13 protein-coding genes are annotated in these 15,372 nt (G+C 57.9%); 8 read left to right on the top strand and 5 right to left on the bottom strand.

Annotated features, from left to right (window positions below; translation table 11 throughout):
• Positions 1-516: 516 nt before the first annotated feature.
• Entirely contained in the window at positions 517-1,860 is a 1,344-nt protein-coding gene (gene mauJ, locus AC1Z24_RS10305) for a methylamine utilization protein MauJ (protein ID WP_483745551.1), read from the bottom strand.
• Between the two features lie 603 nt (positions 1,861-2,463).
• Here mauJ and AC1Z24_RS10300 point away from each other — a divergent pair.
• From AC1Z24_RS10300 to AC1Z24_RS10280, 5 genes are all read left to right on the top strand, one after another.
• Positions 2,464-3,447, top strand: a complete 984-nt coding sequence (locus AC1Z24_RS10300) for a LacI family DNA-binding transcriptional regulator (RefSeq protein ID WP_483746589.1) — start codon at positions 2,464-2,466, stop codon at positions 3,445-3,447.
• Positions 3,448-3,551: 104 nt separating this feature from the next.
• The gene (locus AC1Z24_RS10295; protein ID WP_483745550.1) at positions 3,552-4,349 is read left to right on the top strand and encodes a sugar phosphate isomerase/epimerase family protein; all 798 of its coding nucleotides are present in this window, start codon (positions 3,552-3,554) and stop codon (positions 4,347-4,349) included.
• Positions 4,342-5,307, top strand: coding sequence for a sugar kinase (locus AC1Z24_RS10290; protein ID WP_483745549.1), 966 nt, complete (start codon positions 4,342-4,344; stop codon positions 5,305-5,307). Before AC1Z24_RS10295 ends, AC1Z24_RS10290 begins: the two co-directional genes overlap by 8 nt.
• A gap of 60 nt (positions 5,308-5,367) precedes the next feature.
• Complete coding sequence (locus AC1Z24_RS10285) at positions 5,368-6,684, top strand: MFS transporter (RefSeq protein WP_483745548.1); 1,317 nt, start codon at positions 5,368-5,370, stop codon at positions 6,682-6,684.
• A gap of 13 nt (positions 6,685-6,697) precedes the next feature.
• The gene (locus AC1Z24_RS10280) at positions 6,698-7,684 is read left to right on the top strand and encodes an NAD(P)-dependent oxidoreductase (protein WP_483745547.1); all 987 of its coding nucleotides are present in this window, start codon (positions 6,698-6,700) and stop codon (positions 7,682-7,684) included.
• A gap of 116 nt (positions 7,685-7,800) precedes the next feature.
• Here AC1Z24_RS10280 and AC1Z24_RS10275 read toward each other — a convergent pair whose 3' ends face one another.
• On the bottom strand, positions 7,801-8,511 hold the full coding sequence (locus AC1Z24_RS10275; protein WP_483745546.1) for an SDR family NAD(P)-dependent oxidoreductase: 711 nt from the start codon (positions 8,509-8,511) through the stop codon (positions 7,801-7,803).
• A 79-nt stretch (positions 8,512-8,590) separates the two neighbouring features.
• On the opposite strand from AC1Z24_RS10275, the gene AC1Z24_RS10270 reads away from it, so the two are divergent.
• Positions 8,591-9,475: a LysR family transcriptional regulator gene (locus AC1Z24_RS10270; protein WP_483745545.1), complete on the top strand. Its 885-nt coding sequence runs from the start codon at positions 8,591-8,593 to the stop codon at positions 9,473-9,475.
• Positions 9,476-9,589: 114 nt separating this feature from the next.
• On the opposite strand, the gene AC1Z24_RS10265 is transcribed toward AC1Z24_RS10270, so the two are convergent.
• Positions 9,590-10,606, bottom strand: a complete 1,017-nt coding sequence (locus AC1Z24_RS10265; protein ID WP_483746588.1) for an alpha/beta hydrolase — start codon at positions 10,604-10,606, stop codon at positions 9,590-9,592.
• A 270-nt stretch (positions 10,607-10,876) separates the two neighbouring features.
• On the opposite strand from AC1Z24_RS10265, the gene AC1Z24_RS10260 reads away from it, so the two are divergent.
• Positions 10,877-11,755 (top strand): LysR family transcriptional regulator, encoded by an 879-nt coding sequence (locus tag AC1Z24_RS10260; RefSeq protein ID WP_483745544.1) that lies wholly within the window; start codon positions 10,877-10,879, stop codon positions 11,753-11,755.
• A gap of 171 nt (positions 11,756-11,926) precedes the next feature.
• Here AC1Z24_RS10260 and AC1Z24_RS10255 read toward each other — a convergent pair whose 3' ends face one another.
• Positions 11,927-13,738, bottom strand: a complete 1,812-nt coding sequence (locus AC1Z24_RS10255; RefSeq protein WP_483745543.1) for an ABC transporter ATP-binding protein — start codon at positions 13,736-13,738, stop codon at positions 11,927-11,929.
• A 538-nt stretch (positions 13,739-14,276) separates the two neighbouring features.
• Here AC1Z24_RS10255 and AC1Z24_RS10250 point away from each other — a divergent pair.
• Entirely contained in the window at positions 14,277-14,681 is a 405-nt protein-coding gene (locus tag AC1Z24_RS10250) for a DUF6632 domain-containing protein (RefSeq protein WP_483745542.1), read from the top strand.
• A 97-nt stretch (positions 14,682-14,778) separates the two neighbouring features.
• Here AC1Z24_RS10250 and AC1Z24_RS10245 read toward each other — a convergent pair whose 3' ends face one another.
• Positions 14,779-15,330, bottom strand: a complete 552-nt coding sequence (locus AC1Z24_RS10245) for a TetR/AcrR family transcriptional regulator (protein ID WP_483745541.1) — start codon at positions 15,328-15,330, stop codon at positions 14,779-14,781.
• Positions 15,331-15,372 lie beyond the last annotated feature (42 nt).

Genomic DNA, 15,372 nt, shown 5'->3' with positions numbered 1-15,372 from the left:
CTCCACAAGACATAGGAGTATCTCCAGTTATCGAGTTCATGCAGTGAACTGCCACGGATAGCGAGTGAACCAGTGCCCTCGCCGCCCCTGAATTCACCGAGTATTCGTTCGCGCAGACCACCGTGTCCACGTGGCCCGAGGCCGCCAATGCCGTTGTACACCAACCGAAACTCTCCGACGGCTCGTTGGCAGACATTCGTTAGTGAGGTATGCATCGTTGCCATGCATTTGAAGTCGACAGAGGCCCGCTTAGTGCTCGGCGCTGAGTTAAGCAACTCGTCGTTTGTGTGACGCGTGTAGATCCAATAGAGGCCATCTTGCTTGGTGTCAGGGCCGTCCACTAGCTGGAGCCTATCCTTCTTCAAGGTCACGGCGCGAAGTCGAGACTCCTGAAGCGCATTGATGGTCTCAATGGGATTTTTGTACATGTATCACCTGGTAGGTCTAACGTTTGAGCTCGGCGGCGATCCGCTAAGACCGTCGCAGCAGCGAATTTTTGGGTTGCACCGACTATGATTATTCTGTTGCCGCAGTCCCACCCTTAGTGGCTGCCTCCACCCTGAAATTTTCGAGAGTCTGCTTGATGGCCTCATCTGGATTGGGCGGAATAATGTTTACTGGAATTACAACTTCACAATCTACTGGCTCAAGCTCGCCACAAGTTAGTTCGGCGATACAATTTCCAAGCACCTTGTAAAAAAAAGTGGCGTAAGCTAATACATCTTGCTCATCAGGCTCCTCGGTTCCCCAGAGTAGGCCGCCATCCTCGAGATTGGTGTGTGCCTTCCCGCTCCTGAAGTCCAAGAAGAACACAAGGAGAATGGTCTTGCGCTCGTTTACCAGGACGATCTTTACAACGCCATCCTTAACAGTGTCAACGTGTAGAGTCATGCTCTCAAGGCCGCGGATTGGGCCATCCGGCCACAAGCCGACGGATACTTTCTGCCCCTGTAACTGACCGCAATCATTAGGCGTTCCGCCCTTTGCGAGTAGACTAAAGGTATCCTCTGCCAGAAGCGTACTCCATGGTAATAGCCTATTACGTGAACGATAGAGAGACCTTGAGTCAGGAATTCCTAGCTCGTCCCGGATATACATGCGGGAGAGTTCTTCTACTATCACCAAGTCATCCTGGAGTCGCTTTCGATCGCTGGGAATATCTGGGTCTACGATTTCACCATCAAGCGAGGCATGCGCCACAGCGCAGCGACCGCTTTGGAAAAGATGTACACCAACGTCTTTTCCAGCAGTTCTCAGTTCTGCAACACGCTTGGATGCATCACCCGACAAGCGCTCGATAGCTTCATTTATCCAGGCAACTTTTCTCTTGGCATTGGAGAATTGGGACTCAACGACCTTATAGAAACTAAGGAAAGCGTAGCTCGCGTGCCCCCCCCGAAGTCTCTGCCCTTCTCTCCAAAAGGATAATGCCCTACGTGCACTTTCACACCCTATGATAGGCATGTGATTACAGCTGAATGATTTCTTGCCGAAAATCCCCAAAGATGAATATACAGTTTGAGGATCTCCATACAGGCATGGATGCGTTCCCCACACATACCCAGATACATCCACATACCCGCCGAGATACCAGCTAAGTACAGAGGTGAATCGGTATATCTTTGAGATGGCATCATCTGGATTATCTCTTACGCAGGCAATAGTTATCCCGGGTGGAGACGGCTTTCCATCCCTTTCTGAGCCTCGTAGAAAGTATTCATCTCCGGCGTACTCAACGCAGACGTCGTGTGATGGCCAAGTAATCGAAGATGCAACACCTGCGGTTAGCCAACCGAGCCGGCTTCTCAGCTTTCGATCAACCTCTTCGCCAAATGTATGCTTAGCGTACGGCGTCATCATTGACGTTGCTCCCTGCTAATTGTGCGGCCCAGCTATAAGTAGGCGACACATGTGGGGTGACGTTTTCCGCCACTTGTGTTGCGTGCCATCCTTTGTCCACGCGTACCCCCAGAGCCAGTTGAGTCGACTGCTAGAAACACGGCATAGGTAGAGGGGGGAAAAGCGACAAGACCAGCCTCGATGTTACGAAGCCGTTGGCAGTGTGTCTATGGTCGGTATCGGGGCAAGCGTCGTCGTCCGTGTCTGCTTCTGGCCGATTTCTGCCTGTTCTGACCGCCTATTGACGCTGATGCGCAGACGACCTGCACGCTAACGCGCCGACGCACGGTGCGAGGCGAACAAGAAGCCCACTCATGGATGGGCCGGGCCAGCAAATCCCTGAGCCAGTGAGACTTTTGGCAGGCCGATTAATTTCGAATCAACGGCCACACTCAGCCTCTGATCCATCCTTTTATCCGATTCTGCATTGACGATAGGCGAGCTTTGGTGTTTCCTGAAACCGGTTTCAGGGCAGCAATGCTCTATCCGTACAAGCCTGCAGACAAGACCAAAAAGGACCAGGCCGTGACCAGCTTTCCCACACCTTCACGTGCACGCGTGACCATGAATGACGTCGCTGATCTGGCGGGTGTATCCAAGGCCAGCGTCTCCCGTTTTATCGGTGATGACCGTCAACTGCTGTCTGTCGCCATTGCCCGGCGTATCGAACAGGCTATCGAGACGCTCGGTTATCGCCCCAATCAAATGGCGCGAGGGCTCAAGCGCGGGCGTACTCGCCTGATCGGCATGCTGATGGCCGACATCCGCAATCCTTATTCCGTTGCCGTCATGCATGGCGTAGAAACCGCGTGCCGCAAACACGGCTACAGCCTGGTGGTGTGCAACACTGACCGCGACGATGAGCAGGAGCGCCTGCATCTGGCGGCGTTGCGTTCTTACAACATCGAAGGGCTGATCGTGAACACGCTCGGCCATCACCTGGATGAACTGCGCGAACTGCACAACGAACTACCAATGGTTCTGGTCGATCGTAAGGTCGATGAATTGCACAGCGATTTGGTCGGGCTGGACAACACCGCTACTGTCAGGCAAGCCCTCGATCATCTGTACATCTCGGGTTATCGCGACATTCTGCTGGTGACTGAACCGCAGGATGGCACCAGCTCGCGGATCGAGCGCATCGAGGCGTTCATGGCGCAAATAGCTCTGCGTTCGGACATGCTTGGGCAGGTCTGTGAAACCAGTGACAAGCTGGGGCGGCGGCTGCAGGCATTCCTGGCTGCCAGCGGCCCCGGGCCCAAGGCAATCTTCACAGGTAATGGTGTGGCGACGCTGATTACCACACGTCGGCTGCATGAGCTTGGCTGCCCGTTGTTTGACGAGGTGGGGCTGATCGCCCTCGATGAGCTGGATTGGTACCCGCTGGTAGGCAGCGGCATCACCTCACTCGCTCAGCCCACTCATGAGATAGGCGTCACGGCGTTTGAGTGTCTGCTCAAGCGTCTGGCGGGCGATCAGGCGCCGGCGCGAACCTACGACTTTGCTGCACAGCTGATCGTGCGCGGTTCTACACGCCCAGGCCGCTGACGCCCTCCCCCTTAATACCGCAGGTCTACCGCTGGGATTTACGCGAACTTTTGTAATTGTGCCCATTCAAATAAAAATGAAACCGGTTTCAGAGGACAACAATAATGAATCAATACCCCGTTGCCATTAGCTTGGGTGCCTTTGGTGCCGACCTGGTTCGTGAGCGAGGTCAGGCCAGTTTTATTCCGCTGTTGGGCGAGGCGGGTGTGACGCGAATCGAGGTGCGCGAAGAACTGCTTCTCGATGAGGATCTTTACGCAATGGCCGAGCAGATCGCTGCACAGGGTCTGCAATGTTTGTACTCGGCGCCACTCGAGCTGTGGCTGCAAGGGCAGACTCAGGTCAATCCTGAGCTGGAACCTACCCTCAATCGTGCCATCGCCTGTGGCGCAGCATGGCTCAAGGTGTCGCTGGGGTATTTTTCCGAGCGCTGTGATATTGCGCAGTTGGCGGAACACCTGGCGCGCCACGATGTTCGTCTGTTGGTGGAAAACGACCAAACCTCGCAAGGCGGTCGAATCGAGCCACTCGTGGCTTTTTTCAGCGCGGTACAGAGGCTTCAATTGCCCCTCGGCATGACGTTCGATATTGGTAACTGGCTCTGGCAGGAACAATCCGTGATGGGCGCTGCGCAGCAACTGGGGCGTTATGTCGAGTACGTCCATTGCAAAGCCGTCCGCCGTAACCCGGCTGGCAAATTGATCGCTTTGCCACCTGAACAGGCCGACCTGCAACTCTGGGAACGGCTGTTCGAGCACTTCGCGCAAGGCTTGCCCCGTGCTGTGGAATACCCGCTACAAGGTGATGACCTGCTTGGCGTGACGCGAGAACAGGTCGCACTCCTCGCCTGCCTCGGCCCTCTACCGCCCGTTCACAGTGCCGGGGAGGCCAGTCATGTCTGATATCGATATCCTTTCGTTCGGCGAAACCATGACCATGCTAGTCGCCGAGCAACCCGGTGATCTGGCGCAAGTACGTCATTACGAAAAACGAATCGCCGGGGCCGACAGTAACGTCGCTATCGGTTTGTCCCGGCTGGGTTTCAACGTGGCGTGGCTGAGCCGGGTCGGCAACGACTCCATGGGGCGATTCGTCACTGACAGTCTTCGGCAGGAAGGCGTGGACTGTCAGCACGTGACCGTCGATTCGCGCCATCCCACCGGTTTTCAGTTCAAATCACTGGAGCTTGGAGGCGCGGATCCGGTCGTCGAATACTTCCGCCGCGGCTCGGCGGCCAGCCATCTCTGCGTCGATGACATTGTCCCCAGGCTGCTCAAGGCACGCCATCTGCACGCCACCGGTATTCCGGCTGCTCTTTCCGACAGCTGCCGTGCGTTGTCCCGCGAGCTGATGGGGCAGATGCGTGAGGCCGGGCGCAGCGTGTCGTTCGATCCTAATCTGAGGCCATCGCTGTGGTCGAGTAAGGCAACCATGATCCGCGAGATCAATCACCTTGCCAGCCTGGCCCATTGGGTGATGCCGGGCTTGGCCGAAGGCCAGTTGCTGACGGGTTTTGACACGCCGGCGGACATTGCCCGGTTCTATCTGGACAAAGGGGTTGAAGCCGTGGTGATCAAACTCGGCGCCAGTGGCGCGTATTACCGCACTGAATTGGCTGAGGCTTTCGTGCCCGGCCAGCCTGTGGCGCATGTCGTAGACACGGTGGGCGCAGGAGATGGTTTTGCCGTCGGTGTGATCAGCGCGCTACTGGAAAATCTCGGATTTGCACAGGCTACCGCGCGGGGTAACTGGATTGGCAGCCTGGCGGTGCAAAGCCGGGGCGATATGGAAGGGCTGCCCACCCGTGCTGCCTTGCAGGCGGCGCAGCTTGCGCAAATGTCACAGACACAAACCGCCTGACCCGTTTGGGGGGCTGCGTCATTCACCACCTGCTCAACAATAACAACACTGGAGCCTGACATGGCAAAGCTACTCGATACCACCCGGCCTGGCGGCCTCAAACGCCGCTGGCTGCTGATCATGCCCATCGTATTCATCACTTACAGCCTGGCTTACCTGGACCGCGCCAACTACGGTTTCGCGGCGGCGTCGGGCATGGCCGAGGACCTGCACATCACCCCCGGCATGTCCTCATTGCTCGGGGCGTTGTTCTTTCTCGGTTACTTCTTTTTTCAGGTGCCGGGGGCGATCTACGCGCAAAAGAAAAGCGTGAAAAAGCTGATTTTTGTCAGCCTGATTCTGTGGGGCGGCCTGGCCACCCTGACCGGTGTGGTCTCCAACGCCTATATGTTGATCGGTATCCGCTTCATGCTTGGCGTGGTCGAGGCCGCCGTGATGCCGGCCATGCTGGTATACCTCTGCTATTGGTTCACACGAGCCGAACGCTCACGGGCCAACACTGTGCTGATCCTGGGCAACCCAACGACCATGCTGTGGATGTCAGTGGTGTCGGGTTACCTGGTAGCGCATTTCAGCTGGCGCTGGATGTTCATCGTAGAAGGTTTGCCAGCAGTGATCTGGGCATTTATCTGGTGGCGGTTGGTGGACGAACGTCCGGCCGGGGCCAAGTGGCTGACGGCTGAAGAGAAGGATGAGTTGCAGACCCGACTGGACGCCGAGCAGGTTGGCATCAAGCCGGTAAAAAATTATGCCGAAGCGTTCCGCTCGCCAAAGGTGCTGTTGCTGGCCGCGCAATACTTTTGCTGGAGTATCGGTGTGTACGGCTTTGTGCTGTGGCTGCCGACCATCATTAAAAAAGGCATGCAAATGGATATGGTTGAGGCCGGCTGGCTTTCGGCGTTGCCTTATCTGGCGGCCGTTATCGGCATGATCCTGGTGTCTTGGGCGTCGGACAAATTGCAAAAACGCAAGGCGTTCGTCTGGCCGCCACTCTTGTTGGCTGCCGTGGCGTTTTATGGCTCATATGCGTTGGGTACCGAGCATTTCTGGTGGTCGTATTCACTGCTGGTGGTCGCGGGCGCGTGTATGTATGCACCCTATGGTCCGTTCTTTGCCATCGTGCCGGAAATTCTGCCGGCCAACGTCGCGGGTGGGGCCATGGCGCTTATCAATAGCCTGGGCGCACTGGGCTCGTTTGCCGGCTCCTACCTGGTGGGCTACCTCAATGGGGTCACCGGTTCACTGAGTGCGTCGTATCTGTTCATGAGCGGGGCTTTGTTGGTCTCGGTGGTGCTGACGCTGCTGCTCAAGCCGGACAATAAACCGCAGCCCTTGCAGGATGATCCGAGTGTTCGTCGTGCCCCTGCGCACTCCTGACTGGAATCGACCTATGAACAACCATGTAGTGCTGTACAAAAAACTCTCGGCACCGCTGATGCAACGTTTGCAGGCGCACGCTGAGGTCACGTTGATTGATGACCCCAAATCCGACGATGGCCTGGCTTGCCTGCGTGATGCCTTGCACAAGGCCGATGGCTTGCTCGGCGCGAGCCTGAAGCTTGATGCCGCGTTGCTGGATCTGGCGCCCAGGCTCAAAGTGGTTTCAAGCGTCTCGGTGGGCGTCGATAACTACGACATTGATTACCTGACAAAGCGCGGCATCCTGCTGAGCAATACCCCGGATGTCCTGACCGAAACTACTGCCGATACCGGCTTTGCCTTGATCATGGCCACTGCGCGGCGTGTGGTTGAGCTTGCAAACCTGGTACGCAGCGGTCAATGGACGCAAAACATCGGGCCTGCGCATTTTGGCAGTGATGTTCACGGCAAAAAGCTGGGCATCATCGGCATGGGCAGAATTGGCGAAGCCCTGGCCCAGCGCGGCCATTTCGGCTTCGGCATGCCGATCCTCTATCACAGCCACTCGCCCAAGCCTGCCGTTGAGGCCCGCTTCAATGCCGAGTATCGAAGCCTTCAGGACTTGCTCAAAGAGGCGGACTTTGTCTGCCTGACATTACCGCTGACGGCAGAAACCGAGGGCCTGATCGGCGCCGAGCAATTTGCGCTGATGCGCCCGGAGACGATCTTCATCAACATTGCCCGTGGCAAGATTGTGGACGAACAGGCACTGATTGATGCGTTGAGTCATCAACGGATTCGCGCGGCGGGTCTGGATGTGTTTGAGCATGAACCTTTGGATAAAGGGTCTGCGCTGTTGCAGTTGGATAATGTGGTCGCCACCCCGCACATGGGCTCGGCAACGTTCGAGACCCGTGAGGCGATGGCACGTTGTGCGGTGGACAATCTGCTCAGCGCCTTGAATGGTGAGCGGCCGGCAAATCTGGTGAATCCGGATGCCTGGTCAGTCAAACGCTGACCGGGAATGCTGGCTTCCCGGTGTGGTGCCTTCACGGGTGACAAGGATGTTTACGATTGGCATAGATATTATCCAAGGGCGACGGGGAGCGCCGAGGGCGCTCTCCTCTGAGGGAATCAACGGCCGGCGATCAGGCCGCCGTCGACGTGCAGGATTTCACCGGTCGAGAAGGCGGCATCCTCAAGGTAGAGAACCGCGCGCACGATATCCTCGACTTCGCCCAGCTTATTCATGGGGTGAAAGGCTGCCAACTGCTCAACAATTTCCGGGTTGTGCATCGGCGTGCGAATGACGCCGGGAGCAACGGCGTTCACGCGAATGCCGCGGGTGGCATATTCGATCGCCAGGCTCTTGGTGGCGGAGTTCATACCGCCTTTCGTCAACATGGCAATGAAGGCGGGCGAACGAGAACTGGCAAACTCCGCCGTAGAGGCGGTGATCTGCACGACATGGCCGCTGCCTTGCTCCAGCATCACCGGAATGACCGCCTGGGTGGCAAAGAAGAAACCGTCGAGATTAGTCTTCAACTTCAAGCGGTAATCTTCTTCTGTGTAGTCCGTAAACGCCTTGCCGATGAAAATGCCTGCGTTGTTCACCAGCGTGTCGATACGGCCAAACCGCTCGAGCGCCGCTGCTGCCAGCCGTTTGCTCGTCTCGGGATCGCCAATGTCACCCGCAACAGTGATCAGGTCCGGGTCGGTGGATTGCTGGATCGAACGCGACGTGGCGACGACTCCGTAACCCCTGGCCCGATAGGCGTTCACGATAGCTTCACCCATCCCCTGTGAGGCGCCGGTGACGATCGCAACTTTCTTGATGTCTGACATCGCTTTACTCCTTCATGCTCGTTTGGTGAGCGAAAGATAAAGCGTTGTCAGATGATCGAAAATTCCCTATCTTCGATCAATGACTGATCAAAAACGCACAGACCTCGATTGGCAGGATGTCAGAATTTTTTTGGCGCTGGCCCGGCACGGAAGCTTGTCCGCCGCCGCCAGAATGCTCTCCGTCAACCACGCGACAATCGCGCGGCGGCTTCACTCACTGGAGGACAGCCTCGGAGAGAAGCTTGTCGAGCGCCGCCCGGACGGCTATGCCCTGACGTTGGCCGGTACGCACGCGCTTGAGGCTGCCAGTGACATGGAGCAAGCTGCGCAGATCCTTAGCCGAGGCCTGCAGGACGGCAAACCTGCAGGTCTTATACGGATCAGTTCATCGCCCGGCTTAGCTGGCGGCTTTCTTATAACGCGCCTTCCGGCATTGACAGCCCGTTATCCCAAGCTGGATATCGACCTGTCCCCTGCGCTGCGTTCCGTCAGCCTTGACAGACACGAAGCGGATATTGCCATCCGTTTCGACAGACCCAAGGACGGCGATATTATCGCGCGTCCGCTGGCCACTGTCGGATACGGTTTCTACGGGACGGAGGAGGCCTGCCGGTCGGTTGAAGCGGGGGGCAATCTGGTTCTGATTGGCTTTAACGAAGCCGATGCTTACCTGTCCCAAGAGAAATGGACGGCCCGGCACTTCCCCCGTGCTCGCGTAGCCTTTCGCGCCAAGGACCAGGCTCTGCATGCCATGGCGGCCCGATCAGGTATCGGACTCGCCTTGATTCCCCACTACATTGGCCGCACTGATCCAATATTGCGGGTATGCGATCTGGGTGTAGTGCCCTCCAGCCGGGAAGTGTATCTACTCACCCGCAGCCGCGACCGTAAGGACGCCTCCATCCGTGTGGTTGCCGATGAAGTGGCCGATATGTTCGAGCAGGAACGCAGTCTGTTTGTATGAGGTCTGCCAAATTGCGCGGCTACGATCGGTATGCTTCGTTGCAAGCCTGTTGAGACGCCGAACATCGACTGATATGAACGCGTAAATAAAGACGATTGGGGCTACGCCAGGGCATCAAAGCTTTTTACTTTGAAGCCAGCTATCAATGGCAACCACGAGTTCTGACTTGCACTCCACAGGCAGCCAATGCGCGCCTGGCAGGCTCGTAATGGTGAGGTCTGCACAAGCCGCCCGCATCGGATCGCCCAACCGATTGCCCTTGATGTTGTTCATCTGGTCGTAGTCGCCGTTCACAAATAGCACGGGCAATGACAGCCTGCCGCCATCAGGCGCTCGGTGAGCGTAAGCGATGTTGGCATCATCGTTTAGATACCATGCGCAGGGAGTACGGAAGCCTCGCGCCTCGAATGCCTGCACCAGTACCGAGAAGTCCGGTGCAGGCCAGAGCGCCGGATCAGGCTGGGTAGGCGGGGCACGATGACTGGCGCCGAACCGCCCCCCTTTGCTGGTCACTTCGGCATTCGACGCGACCTTGCCAATACTCGCCGGGTCACCTCGTCGATAGATCGAGGCCAGCGACGCCGCTTTGTCCGCGTCCAGGTCAGCGACGGCCGACGCGAAGTGCGTGTTGTAGTAGCGGTAATAGTCCCATTGACCATCCGGAAAGTGGTTGGCGGGATAGATCGCCCGATCAACCAATGGAACCAGCGTCGGTAACGCGTTGGTGTCAGGGAAATACGGCACGGAGATCAGCACCGCGCCGCGACTGCGCTGCGGTTCGTGAGCCACCAACTCACCCGCCACCACACTGCCCCAGTCGTGGCCAACCCAGATGGCGGGCTTGCCGCCGAGATGGTCATGAAGTTCGGCCATGTCCGCCACGATTTTTTCCATTGTGTATTCACGGGTGGATTCTGGCGCGGAAGAACTGCCATAGCCGCGCATATCCGGGGCAACGCAGTGCCAGCCTTTTGCCGCGAACGCTTGCATCTGCGCGCGCCAGACCAGGCCAAGCTCCGGCCAACCATGCAGGAACATCATCAGCGGCCCGTCGGCTGGCCCGGAATCCAGATAATGCGTCGTATGGCGAGGGGTGCTGAACATGCGCGAGGTCAACGTGGATGTGGACAACAGAGCCCCCCAGGCTTTGCCGCCGGACATCAGCACAGCGGCTGCGCTCATATTGATAAGTACAGACCGCCGACTGAACGATAGCGCTGTCGACGTGGGTTCCGGTGCAATGGCGATAAGGTCAGTGTCCATTTTTTAATGTCTTGGTTCATTGGAAAGACATCTTATGATGAGCGAATCATCGCTATTAGTCCCATAATCGAGCATGACGCTTGAAGTAAAACTTAAAGGTCTTAAATGCGACAGAAGGACAGTACCGAAGGTGTGGCCATGTTCGTGGCCGTCGCAGAAGCCGGCAGTTTTTCCGAGGCTGCGAGGCAACTGGGCATTTCACCATCAGCCGTTAGCCAGGCGATCAGCGCTCTTGAAGAGCGACTCGGTACGTCGCTCTTTCGCCGCTCCACGCGGAGCCTTAGCCTGACAGATGTCGGCAACGACTATTTGCTCGCGACGGGCCCTGCTCTCTCGCAGTTGCGGCAGGCGGCAGAAGAGGTATCGGGTCGGGCAGGACGACCCACCGGCCCTTTGCGGCTGACGATGCCACGCGCGCCGTTTGAGTTATTCATCGCGCCAGCGTTGCAGGCGTTTCAGAATATCTACCCCGATATTGAACTTGAAATTGCCGTTGAAGCACGGCTCATCGACATCGTTAAACAAGGCTATGACGCAGGTTTACGCTACGGCAACTGCATTGAGAAGGATATGGTGGCGCTGCCCATTGCGCCCAAGTCGCAAGCGGTGCTCGTCTCATCCCCTGCATATCTTCGCGACCAAGTGATCGAGCATCCCGACGATCTGCTCAATCACCGCGCCATCATATGCCGCAGTCAGATCGATGGTTTGATCATCCCCTGGACGCTGGAATCTGCGAGCAAGGTGGTACAAATCGTCCCGCCGACATCCATGGTTGTCCACGACCTGGCATCGCAAATCGAGCTGACGCTGCGGGGATTGGGGATTGTTAACGCGCCTGCCGCGTATGTGTCCAACCTTATGGCATCGGGAAGGCTGTCACGGGTCCTTCCCGCATGGTCTTGCCCCCTGGAAGCCGTTTACCTCTATTTTCCAAGTCGCCGCCACCAATCGGCAGCGCTACGGGCGTTCGTGGCGTTTTTAAAGACGACGGATTTTGACGGTGCTTCCAGATAAAGCCGGCGTTCAATCTGGAAGCAGAGAAATAGGACTGCCCTGTAGTCGGTAACGAAATCTCGGCGTTTAAAAAATGGATTGTTGATCGGCCTACAGGCCGCCGGTTTGTTCAACCATTACTACCTGGAAGACTAAACGAGCGTTGCCTCGTCAGTGCTTGGTCGGGGGCGGTTACCGATACCCGCGCGCCTGGATGTCGAACAGGCTGGCATAGCGCCCGCCGCCAGCCATCAGTTGCACGTGGGTGCCTTGTTCCAGAATCCGGCCCTGATCCAGCACGATGATGTGATCAGCGTTGCGCACGCTGGAGAATCGATGGGAAATCAGCAACGTCATGCGCCCCTTGGCGTACTCGCGGAAGTGCTCGAATACGGCAGCCTCCGCCGCAGCGTCGAGGGCGGCCGTCGGTTCGTCCAAAATCAGCAGATCGGCCTCACGGCGCATGTAGGCCCGCGACAGCGCTAACTTTTGCCATTGCCCACCAGACAGTTCCTGCCCACCGGAGAACCAGCGCCCCAACTGCGTGTGATAACCGTTGCTCAAGCGTTCGATGAATTCGGCAGCGATCCCTTGAGTGGCCGCATCGCGCCAGCGGTCCTGATCATCGAAAGCGTCGACGTCACCCACCCCAAGGTTTTCGCCGACCGTCATCTGGTAACGAATGTAGTCCTGAAAGATCACCCCGATGCGCTGGTGCAAGGCCTGTTCGTCCCAGTCCTGCAAATCGCTGCCGTCCAGCAGGATTCGGCCTTCGTCAGGCGTATAGAGTCGGGTAAGCAGTTTGATCAATGTGGTTTTACCCGAGCCGTTTTCGCCCACCAGGGCCAGGCTCATCCCATGCGTCAGGTGCAGGCTGATGTCGCTGAGCGTGGGGTGCGCGGCACCCGGGTAGCGGAACCCCAAGCGCTCGCAGCGCAGGCCGTCGCCTGGGCGTGCACCGGCCTTCAGCGTGCCGCGTTCAGGTGCCACCGGCACCTCAAGGTATTCGTAGAGATCAGACAGGTACAGGCCGTCCTCGTACAAACCGGCAATCGCGCTGAGGCTGGCGGTAATGGCGACCTGGCCTTGCTTGAACAGCACCAGGTACATAGTCATCTGCCCCAGTGTGGTCTGGCCACGCACGGTGTCCAGTACCACCCAGGCGTAGGCCAGGTAGAACGCGGCAGTGCCCAATAGCCCGAGGGCAAAGCCCCAGGCGTCGCGTCGCACGGTGAGCCGACGGTCTTCGGCGTACAGGCGCATGAAATTGTCGCGATAGCGTTGCAGCAACAACGGCGCCATGCCGAAAAGCTTCACTTCCTTGGTGTGCGCCTCATGGGACAGCAATGCTTCCAGGTAATTTTGATGGCGGGTTTCCGGGGCGCGACGCTGAAACAGGCGGAAGGCATTACCGGAAAAATGCGTCTCGGCGAAGAACACCGGCAGCGCGCCGAGCACCAGGATCAGCAGCGCCCAAGGGGAAAAATGCACCAGCAGAACCGCAAAACTGACAAGCGAGATAAGGTTTTGCGTAAGCCCCAGGCCTTTTGTGACGAGGCCCAGTGGCCGGGTCGATGCATCGCGGCGCACGCGCACCAACTTGTCGTAAAAGGCCGAGTCCTCGAATTGCAGCAGCGAAAGGGTCTGGGCCTTTTCCAGGATCATCAGGTTGACCTTCTGCCCCAGCTGCACCCGCAATAGCGCTTGTTGCATGGAAAGCGCCCGTTGCGCTGCGGCCAGCAACGCCAATACGCCCGCCTCGGCCAACACGTAACGCAGGACAGGCCATACGGGCGCCTGGCTGCCATTCCCATGGATCTGCATCGCCTGAACCACCGCATCGACGATCCGCTGGCCGATCCAGGCGGCGAGCGCGGGCAAAATGCCGGCGATCAGCGTCGCCACGATCAAGCCGCCGAACAAGGGGCGCGAAGTCGCCCAGACAAGGCCGACCGCCCTGCCGCTCTGGGTTGAAAATGCAGTCAAACGATTGAACAACGACATTAAAGGCGCAGGCTCCGGGTTGTCAGTGACAGGGGATTGTACCTGCTGGTTTGGCACGCTTCGCTGGTCTTGTTGATAGCGACAGCGCGCGCTCCGGATGAGCCCGGTCCGCCCTGAAGGAATGAGTGATGCGGTTTTGGTAAATCGGTTAAGGCAATCAACCTTTTAAGCAACCCATAGCACCGACCATTCGGGCTCCCGGCGAGGGTTTCTGTATCTCAATACCCGGAGGCAAGCTGGTTGAGTTCCCCGTCAGGGGATGCCGTTGCCTTGCACACTCTCAAACAACTACTTCCCGTACTGGTACCAGTGCTGACCGCCTGCATTGGGTCGCAAGCAGTCCGTTGACGCAGCAATAGTAAATATGAAGCTATGCTTGGCCTAATGCTGGAACTGATTGAACAGACCGGGATTTGCGCATGGTGCATAAACCCCGTCAGCAGTCACCTGACTGTCATAATGCCCGGCCTGGACCAGGATATTTCCCACCCAGCCCGTGAAGGGCCAATTTAGAGTCAAGCCCAAAGAGGAGTCCGCCATGACGGTAGTCGATCGCCTCAGGTATTTGCGCGTCGTTCTGATTTCGGCTGGCCTCGCGTGCCTTGCGCTCTACCCACTCATGTTGTTCTGGCCGTCCGGCTGGGCCTGGCACGTTGGTCACTCGGACTATCCGATGATGATCGTTGGCATCTACGCCACACTTGGCGTGTTCTTGATCCTGGCCGCACGGGATCCGTTAGCCAATCTGAGCCTGATCTGGTTCACCGTATGGTCTAGCGCCGTACACGGAGGAATCATGGCCGTCCAGGCGGTCACCCGGCCGGGGCAAATGGGGCACTTGGCAGGTGACGTGCCAGCGCTCTTGATCGTGGCGGTGGCCTTGGCCATCCTGACGCCGCCCTCGCAATTGGCAGCCAGACTACGGACGTACAATAGGGCCTGAGAGCAGGTTTGATTGTCAGGTTGGGGACGATAGCGGGCGCCCTCGATAGCGCCCCTGTTAAACGGTACAGGACGGCTCTTCAGCAATCACCGCGCACCTACGCCCGCCCCACCAAAATCGCCCCCGAAATAATCCCGAACAACCGCTCACCCCGCCCGACCAACGCTGGCTGATCCTGTATCCACGTCAACGCCCCCACCAACGCAAACAGATCCGCCCCATCCATATCACTGCGCGCCAGCCCTTGCGCCTGGGCGCGTTCCAGCAGTCGTGTGCCGGACGCTTTCATGGTGACGCACGACGCATGCAGTGCCGAGTCGGGTTCTTCGATGGCGGCGACCATGGCAGCGATGACGCCGCGCAGGCTGCAGGCGATTTCGACGATTTCCCGCAGCCAGGTCACCAGTGCCTGATCGGCCGGCTCCATGCTTTGTAGCTCTTCGGCGCGCATCTGCAGGGTATTGAAGCTGCTGCGCAGCAAGGCTTCGAACAAGGCTTCACGGCTCGGAAAGTGGCGGTACAGCGTGCCCAGGCCGACGTCGGCTTTGCGCGCGACATCGCGGATTGAGGCCTCGGCACCCTGCTCGGTGAATACCTCACGGGCGACGGTCAGGATGTGGGCGTAGTTTTTCTGCGCGTCAGCTCTCATAAAGGCCTTCTTGACTAATCGGAACACTGATCCGTATATTCG

This window comes from Pseudomonas sp. JL23, assembly GCF_056933585.1.
Note: the sequence above shows the minus strand (reverse complement) of the source record. Positions and strands in the feature narration are given on the sequence as shown.

Excerpts from the sequence above, each read along its gene's own strand:
- AC1Z24_RS10245 (WP_483745541.1), bottom strand. The coding sequence starts at position 15,330 with ATGAGAGCTGACGCGCAGAAAAACTACGCCCACATCCTGACCGTCGCC.
- AC1Z24_RS10275 (WP_483745546.1), bottom strand. The coding sequence starts at position 8,511 with ATGTCAGACATCAAGAAAGTTGCGATCGTCACCGGCGCCTCACAGGGG.
- mauJ (WP_483745551.1), bottom strand. The coding sequence starts at position 1,860 with ATGATGACGCCGTACGCTAAGCATACATTTGGCGAAGAGGTTGATCGA.
- AC1Z24_RS10250 (WP_483745542.1), top strand. The coding sequence starts at position 14,277 with ATGACGGTAGTCGATCGCCTCAGGTATTTGCGCGTCGTTCTGATTTCG.
- AC1Z24_RS10260 (WP_483745544.1), top strand. The coding sequence starts at position 10,877 with ATGTTCGTGGCCGTCGCAGAAGCCGGCAGTTTTTCCGAGGCTGCGAGG.
- AC1Z24_RS10300 (WP_483746589.1), top strand. The coding sequence starts at position 2,464 with ATGAATGACGTCGCTGATCTGGCGGGTGTATCCAAGGCCAGCGTCTCC.
- AC1Z24_RS10290 (WP_483745549.1), top strand. The coding sequence starts at position 4,342 with ATGTCTGATATCGATATCCTTTCGTTCGGCGAAACCATGACCATGCTA.
- AC1Z24_RS10270 (WP_483745545.1), top strand. The coding sequence starts at position 8,591 with ATGACTGATCAAAAACGCACAGACCTCGATTGGCAGGATGTCAGAATT.
- AC1Z24_RS10295 (WP_483745550.1), top strand. The coding sequence starts at position 3,552 with ATGAATCAATACCCCGTTGCCATTAGCTTGGGTGCCTTTGGTGCCGAC.
- AC1Z24_RS10285 (WP_483745548.1), top strand. The coding sequence starts at position 5,368 with ATGGCAAAGCTACTCGATACCACCCGGCCTGGCGGCCTCAAACGCCGC.
- AC1Z24_RS10280 (WP_483745547.1), top strand. The coding sequence starts at position 6,698 with ATGAACAACCATGTAGTGCTGTACAAAAAACTCTCGGCACCGCTGATG.
- AC1Z24_RS10255 (WP_483745543.1), bottom strand. The coding sequence starts at position 13,738 with ATGTCGTTGTTCAATCGTTTGACTGCATTTTCAACCCAGAGCGGCAGG.